Annotated in this window: 4 protein-coding genes; 1 reads left to right on the top strand and 3 read right to left on the bottom strand. The window is 38.9% G+C overall.

Annotation, left to right across the window (positions count from 1 at the left end; all coding sequences use genetic code 11):
• The 3 genes from ACEW80_RS16560 to ACEW80_RS16550 all read right to left on the bottom strand — a co-directional run.
• Positions 1–1563, bottom strand: a 1563-nt coding sequence (locus ACEW80_RS16560; protein ID WP_373527647.1) for a DUF3854 domain-containing protein, incomplete at its 3' end; no start/stop codon positions are given.
• Positions 1564–2252: 689 nt separating this feature from the next.
• Positions 2253–2603: a hypothetical protein gene (locus tag ACEW80_RS16555; RefSeq protein ID WP_373527646.1), complete on the bottom strand. Its 351-nt coding sequence runs from the start codon at positions 2601–2603 to the stop codon at positions 2253–2255.
• Between the two features lie 11 nt (positions 2604–2614).
• Entirely contained in the window at positions 2615–4126 is a 1512-nt protein-coding gene (locus ACEW80_RS16550; RefSeq protein ID WP_373527645.1) for an NB-ARC domain-containing protein, read from the bottom strand.
• Between the two features lie 502 nt (positions 4127–4628).
• On the opposite strand from ACEW80_RS16550, the gene ACEW80_RS16545 reads away from it, so the two are divergent.
• Positions 4629–6491 (top strand): protein kinase, encoded by a 1863-nt coding sequence (locus ACEW80_RS16545; protein WP_373527644.1) that lies wholly within the window; start codon positions 4629–4631, stop codon positions 6489–6491.
• The last annotated feature ends 427 nt before the right edge of the window (positions 6492–6918 follow it).

Genomic DNA, 6918 nt, shown 5'->3' with positions numbered 1-6918 from the left:
TTGGGTATTGAGCTTGTGTAAACTGTCGATAGTAATACTGAGAGCTTGGGCCTGAGCTAAACCTGTGTAACCCAAGTCTGAATACATCGCGGTTTCCAGACGCAGAGCCAGATTTTTCAGCAGATTAACGCGATGCCCATTGTTGAGAAATCGTGCTTCGGGGTTTTGGGATCGCCACCAGCGCATAAGTTCAGTTTTCCCAGTACCCATGTCGCTCCATAGTACCAGCAGCCCAGAGACTGGTATAGTAAGGTAGCGAGATATCTTCGATAAGACTTCTTTTTTCTTTTCAGGGTTTGTCAAGTGGCTGTTTGGGTTTAACGAACTTTGGGGGTTTAAGTCCCCCGGTTCTAAAACCGGTAAGTTTTGTGTTGGGGTTAAATCCCCATTACAAAACGTAATTGCGAATTGCGTTAGCGTAGCGGTAGCGAGTCCGCGAGCGTCATTGCGAATTGCGAATTGGTTTAAGCACTCTTGTTGATTGTCGGTTGTCGGTAACTCTATGCATTGTCTCTGGCGATCAAGCTCAGTTTGATGCTGTATTTCTTGGTCGGAATCGGCTTCTTTCTTGATGAAAGCGTCAGTCAGATAGCGAGTGTTAACTGTCACATCGGGTTTGTATTTGGTTAAACCCCATTTTCGAGTCCGGTAGGAGCGCTGGTAATCTTTAAGGCTCTTGGCATCATCAGCGATCGCAGTTAATAAAGTATCAGCATCAACACCTTGACTAACTACGAAATCATCAACACCCTTTTCTGGCCCTGGCAACAATGCCACTTCACAAACACACCCTTGTGCCTCAATTGCTCTGCCAGTCCGCATTGTTGCTTGAAATACTGACCAACGAGTGTTAGCTTTGGTTTCGTAATCGAAAAGAATTATGAACTTGCGTCCCGCTTGCGCTAACGGTACTAAGTCAGGGTGCAACCGTTCATCAAAATCCAGTTTGCCCACACGCCCGTTCCAGATGCCGGGGAGTGCGATCGCTACAAACCCCAAAGAGAGCAAGCAAGCAGCCTTCTTCTCCCCCTCGCATAATATGATCGGGATGTCTGGGTGCTGTTTCACCCACTCCCAAAATATCAAGGGATTGAGTTTATCAACCAATCGCAGTGCCAAAAGTGAATGATAGCGCTTGATTAAATAACGCTTTGCTACTTTGTCCCAGATGGGGTTATTGATATCGAAGTAGGTAACGCGGTTTGGGGTTTTGGGGGGTGATTCGTATTTGACGGGTTTACCTTTCTCCCAATCAATGCGAGGGAAGTTGGGCTTAATCCGTCCCCACTCCATTGGTTCCCAGTTTTTGAACGGGTCAAGAGATTGAATCCATATCCCCCCCAGTAATAGATGCTGATATTGCCTTATGTACGCATCTGTGACTCGACCGGCATTTTTGCGAGGAATTTTGTTGGAGATGAATAGGTATTCGTAGATTGTTTCTCCCTCGATGTGGAAGAAGTTGCGCTCAATCAGTGCTGGATGAATGGCGCTACCAACGGCTAACTCATGGTATTCATGATCAGTGAGATTGTTTGGATATTCAATTGGGCGTAATTTCATCTGCTCCCTGCTCCCTGCCTCTTCGTTGAGCGCAAGAAATCTGCTTTTGGAGAGAGTAATCGCACCGCGCAAGCTAGTTTTTTGCTTGCTGTCGGCAATTGCCAGTAATCAGACCCCGACGCTACAGCACAAAGTTGCCGTGCCAAAGCTGCACTATTACACCATATGCGCTCTACTACTGCGCTTTTGGGTTTGCTATTTATCACGATATTTTCCCCTGATAACTCGGTTTACAAGCTTCAGAGGGGGTATTCGCGCTGCTACGGATTTTTGCTACGAAATTCGGGTTTTTCCTTAATAAAATTTAACTTTACTAAATCTTTACAATTTCGACAGCCAAAATTACCACACAAAACTGGTGCGTTTCGTGCGGCTTCTTGTATAATACGAGAAGCAGCGGATTCAATCTCGTCTGACCAGTCAGTGGATAAAAGCCGCTAAACTTTAAGTACCACTGCTTTGGTTTCCAGGAGATAACCCCGCTCTGAGGTTATATGAAATTTAAGCCACGCACGAAGCGCTACTCCTTAGTGGCGCTTTGTGCGTTAAGTTCTCGTAGTGTTGTATCTTCACCTCTATATCTCCTTTGAATTAGCTTTATCTTACATAACTTGTGGTCTTTACGTATCTAGCGAGATTCTGCAACGTTTGTGTTTGACTCCTCCATATTTAGCAGTTTTCGGTCTAGCTTACCCTGATTGGGTAATCACTTTTTCAAGAAGCTGCACCGAAGGCAGAGGTCGTTTCTGCCTTGGGCTTGCGCTCGAAAACTTGTATATTGGGTTCCTCCAGCACGAACCCGTTTTTGTTTGCTGACCGAGTTTACCAGCGTAGACGCTTCGCGGCTTGTCGTTAGACATCGCTCTTACCCACTGTAGATAATTACTGGCAGCATCGGTCAGTTTTTTGTAAATCTTGGGTTTAACTGTGATTATTATGATGCATCCATCACAGTCTAAGTCAAACTGCTGCCAACTATTGTCAACTGTGTTGGACTTTGGCAATTCGTTGATTTTGATTTCTAGTTTTCCTGCAATCATAAATACCTCTATTAAGATGCAATCGGTAAATTGGGTGAAGTATCAGATGTATAGACTAGCCCCATCGGATCTGTCGCAATATACTTTTTAATCATTGGTTGAAGAGTAAAACTGATTTCTTTTGTAGTTCGGTCTTTGCTGCTTTCAATTAATGACTGTCTTTCCAGTTGTTCTAATGCTTTAATCATCTCTGAAGTAGATACAGGTGTTTTCTGCCTTTGACTTGTATCAATTAATAGTTGTTCAAAACTAACGGGTTTTAAATTTAAAGTTATTTTCTCTGCCAAATAAATCATGATCTGCCTCTGAGTTTCACTCAATATTTCGCCAAACATTTCGTCAAGCATTGTTTGAAACTCGCTGCTAACAAACGTAGTATACTTGCTAAAAAATTTTTCAGTACTACCAGCGAAGTAGTGGTGAATTTTATCAACTAATGTCTCTAATTCCAAAGGATTGCCACGATAGGTATGGATTAATTTTTGACACTTCTCCTTATCCGTTAGTCCATTAGCAGATAAAAGCTGCATGGCTGCTTCTGAATCTAAACCTTCAATTCTAAGATACTGAATTGGACGTTTAGCCTTCATTAAAGTACTAAACTCTTCAGGGAAAATTCGATTAGTTAGAAGCAGACAGCTTTGGTGTTGCTCCTCCAATAATCGACGAAAGAGTATTTTGTACTCTAGCTTCTGCTCTAATTTATTTCTATGGAACAATGCATCAGTCTCATCCAATACCACCAAACAGTTACGTGATTGCAATTGCTTCAGCAACACCGAAATCATTGCTTGCGTATATTCAGGTAAAATTGAGGATGGCTCTAGAGGATCAATTAGCTCAATTAAATCAGCTACTAAGTCTTGGACTCGTGGTGCATGAGTAACTGATTTCCAAATTAAACAATCAAATCTAGGTTTAGATTCTATACTAAGTTCTGCTAATAGTTTTGCCGCTAATGCACTTTTTCCAATTCCTGCCACCCCTACTAGTGATATACAGCGTTGCTTTACTATTAATTCTTTTAAATGAGCCAGTTCCTGTATACGTCCATAAAAAGTAGATACATTAGGCGGTTGACCCTTAATGTTCTGCATAAAGCCAGTGTTAAAAGGGACTTGCTCTCGATCGGAAGCAGACTGAGCAGGATACTTTTTAGCTACTTGCTCCAAAAAATACCGAAGCTTCCTTTTTCCCACTCGTTGTCCATCTCCAATTATTTCGGAGAGCAAATCCCACAACTGAGGAGCTAAACGGCGTTGCAAGTAATTAACGCTGTAAGGTGAGTTTTCTGCTATCTCTACAAACTCACGACTATTCCAAGCTCCTTTCAGAACAATGATCTCAGCTTCAGATAGATGTCTACCAAGTTTGGCAAACACTAAATCATTGACTGCTACCAAAGATTCTTCAAAAGTAATTCTTTCTGAAAACCTTTGCTCTGGAGGTTCTTCTACTGTTGTTATGATCGATGAAAAAGAAGGGGCTGAAACTTGTAGTTCCCGTAAGTCACCAAAATCCATGATTATACTTGTCCTGTTGAGATAATGAAGTCCCGTAAGGGAAGTTCCATAGATTGAAGTTAATTTAGAGAGTATCTTGGACTACACTCCATATTACTAGATTTCTTTATTTTTAATTGCCCAACTTGAAATAGGTATCAATACAAATTTCTAATGATGTTACTTGTAGAGGAATGAAGGCAAAATGACGGTTCATTTGTTGAAGTAACATTAGTTTTACGATAAAATCTTACAAAAATAGTAAATAATAATACAATAAAATTAAGTTATGTTACTGAATAAGCTTATTTTTTTTACTTGCTACCAGTAATTGAATAACAAGGACTAGATTAGTGATAGATATGTAGAATAAGGCTTGGCATAAGTTCGTAACGTTATTAATTTACTTAGATACTTACGTTTTAGTTATTTAATTGTCCACAATTTCATGCAAAGTTATGGTGAAATAATTGATACTTATCTGCTACTGGGTAGCCCATAATTATATATAATTTTTTTTTATATGTCGTCGTACTGTATTAATCCCCTTTGTGACCACCGTCAAAATTCTGATGACATAGAACATTGCCTCTCTTGTGGTACTTCGCTGTTAATTAACGACCGCATCCGTCTAGTCAAACCACTGAGGCCACTTACCGATGATCCGTTTAATTATTTTGAAGTTTTTGAAGTAGATGATGCTGGTACTCGTTGGAACGCTGTGCGTAAGCAACGAGTCATCAAAGTTCTGAAATGGAAATCGCCTAAATTAGTTAAATTAATTGAGCAGGAATCTCTTACTTTGCAACTAATTCAGCATCCAAATATTCCTGAAAGTACTTTAGATGACTTTTTTACTTTTGTTCCTAGAAATAGTCCCTTAACGCTGCATTGCTTAGTTATGGATAAATTTGAGGGACAAAACTTGGAGCAATGGATAGAATTTAATGGAAAAATTTCACAATCTCTAGCATTAGAATGGCTTAAACAGTTAGTGGAAATTCTTGATGCAGTACACCGTTCTAATTTTTTTCATCGAGATATCAAACCTTCTAATATAGTTCTCCAACCAAATGGTCAGCTGGCATTAGTTGATTTTGGTACTGCACGGCGAGTGACTGACACTTACTTGGCAAAAGTTAGTGGAAACGGTGGAACTAGTGCAGGTAGGGAAGGAATATATGAAATTACGTCCGTCATCACGCCTTGTTACACTCCAACAGAACAAATCAATGGTCGGGCAGTACCTCAATCGGATTTCTTCTCCTTGGGTTGTACTTTTGTAAATCTAGTTACTGCAACTCCTCTAAGTAATCTATCAACAGATCAAAAAACAGGAAACCTAATTTGGAGAGATAAAGCACGGCAGATTGATAAACCTTTTGCTGATTTTCTTGATGAATTAATGGCTTTCCTTCCAGGGCAGCGTCCGCAAACTACTGAAATAATTTTGCAACGGCTAAAAAAACTCCCTCAGCAAAGTAAACTTTATAGACTAAGAAAGTCTAAAACATTTGTAATTAGTGTAATAGTTGCATGTATTGCTTTCGGAGTTGTTGGGTTTTTTAAAATACTTCTGCCAGCGATAGCTAACAATCTAGTAGCCCAAGGAAAAAAGGCAGAAGCAGCAAATGATTCTCCATTGGCACAAAATCTTTTTGACTCAGCTGTAAATATTAATTCCCAGGTCAAATTTTCTGTTTCAGAATTTTACTTTGACAAAGGACTTCGCAGTACAAATAGCCTAGAATTAGCTAAAAAATATTATGAATTAGCAATTAAATATAATAACAGAAATGTACAAATCTATAACAACTTAGGTATTGTGTGTAGACAATTACAGGAATACAAGTGTGTAACTGATAGTTACGAAAATGGTTTTAGATTGACCCCTAATAATTGGGAAGGACATTATGGGTTAGGAATTTTTTATGATGATCAAATGAAATACGATTTAGCAGAGCAACAATATTATCTGGCTATAAAAAGTAATAGCCAAGCTATAATAGCTATCAATAATTTATCCAGATTAAAGATTATTAATAGTGATTATAATACAGCAATTGCTTTAGCTACTGAAGGACTACAAAAAGCTAAAGAACCTGAACTGCAAGCAGTTTTGTATAAAAATTTAGGCTGGGCGAAATTTGAGCAAAAGAAATATAGTGAGGCGAAAAAATATTTAGAAAAAGCGAAAGAATTAGATATACAAAGAACATCTACTCACTGTTTGTTGGCACAGGTGCAAGAAGCGCTAGGTGATGTTGATTATGCTTGGCTTTCTTGGGAAGCTTGTTTGCTAATTGAATCTAGAGAACCAGAAGTCTTTGGTTGGCGGACAGAAGTATTGCAAAGAATTAGATTAAAACCTTCTGAGCATGAATAGCAAACAATTATCATATTATATTAAAATTTTTGTTTGATGTAATTTTTTTTCAAGTTCCACTCTGCTATGAAAGTTAATGCTAAATTTACTCTGACTTCGGAAAAAAAAGTGTTTAGATACAGATTCCAAGTTCTACTCATCGCATCAACATTACTTATTTTACATTGGAGCCGTGCATGGAAGCAGTCTCAAGCAATAGCTGTAGCGACCTGCAATTATAAATCCCCCAACCTGCAATCATCGTTGTTTTCAGCCAGGATTAAATGCAACTATAATTTCATTTGAACCAGGATTAAATGCAACTATAAAAGTCAAAAAAACGAACGGTTTCTTAACTGCGTCACCATTAAGGCTTAGAGTTACTTTTACCGTTGGTTTTCAAGTAAAAAAACTCGGTAAATAATTCAAAGTTAATTTATCAAATTCT

Origin of the sequence: Nostoc sp., from assembly GCF_041747015.1 — a bacterium.
GTDB lineage: Bacteria > Cyanobacteriota > Cyanobacteriia > Cyanobacteriales > Nostocaceae > Nostoc.
The sequence above is the reverse complement of the archived record's forward strand: the minus strand, read 5'-3'. Positions and strand labels throughout refer to the sequence as shown.